We start from the raw sequence: 998 nt of genomic DNA, 5'->3' as shown, positions 1-998 counted from the left end.
CTGTTGTTTTTATTGGCGATTTCAATTTTACTAATGCTTCTTTATCTAATGAGTTTGAGTTACAAAGCATTAGTTCCCGTTATTAAGGGAAGATTACCCCTTAAACGCTTGATGGCTTTAACCCTATTGTGTCAGTTAGTTGCTGTTTTTACAGTAGGCTACGCTGTTAAGACAGGCTTGACGTCTTACCAACGATTGAAAGAACTTGAAATTTCAAAACAAGCATGGCAGGACAGAGCAGACTATTACCAGATTTCCTTTGGCTTAGGTGATAGAGTAAAAGATACAGAAAATCAGAATAAGTGGTATGCCTTTGCCAAGGAAGCAATCGAAGAAGAACAAGCCCTTTATGTAAAGGATAATCTGCTCCATTTTGCAAATCCTCAAGGAACAAATGAACAAGGAGAGACACTGGATACCTATAGTCCAGATGCTAATACGCTCTATGTTAGTCCCAGTTATTTGGAGAAGGAAAATGTTACTGTAAATGATGATACTAGACAGAAACTAGCCCATCTTCAAAAAGGTGAATTTGGACTCTTATTACCAGAATCTCTTCGTTCACAGGAAGCAGAACTTAAGAAAGCTTTTGAAGAAAGATTGAGTTATTATGGAAAATCTGGTGAGGAGGAAAGTGCTCCTTTAGAGTATGAAATGAGAGCGATTGTTAGTTATCTTCCAACTGGAGAAAAGCGGTTTGTTTATAATAACGGTGAGAATCCTGTATCCACTCAGTATTTGACTGATCCGATTTTAGTTGTATTTACTCCAACATCTATAGGTGATAGTATCATTTCTAAATCTATGTGGTCTATCAATGCTGGTAATAATATCTTTGTCAAAGGATATGAGAGTGGGCTAGAACTCTTGAAGAAAGCTGGAATTTATGAGCAAGTATCCTATCTTAAAGAAAGAAGAAGCGTTTATCTAACTCGTTATAATGAAGTTCAAACTGAAACAGCAACTTTAATCCTAGGAGCTATTGTTGGAATAGCTAG

Annotated in this window: 1 pseudogene; it reads left to right on the top strand. The window is 36.6% G+C overall.

Going from position 1 to position 998, the window contains the following annotated elements:
• Positions 1-998: pseudogene (locus N8N51_RS10320) on the top strand (bacteriocin-associated integral membrane family protein); the annotation flags it as partial.

The sequence above is a fragment of the Streptococcus mitis genome, assembly GCF_946188685.1.
In the GTDB taxonomy this organism is placed as follows: domain Bacteria; phylum Bacillota; class Bacilli; order Lactobacillales; family Streptococcaceae; genus Streptococcus; species Streptococcus mitis_CC.
This window is presented reverse-complemented; position numbering and strand designations above follow the sequence as displayed.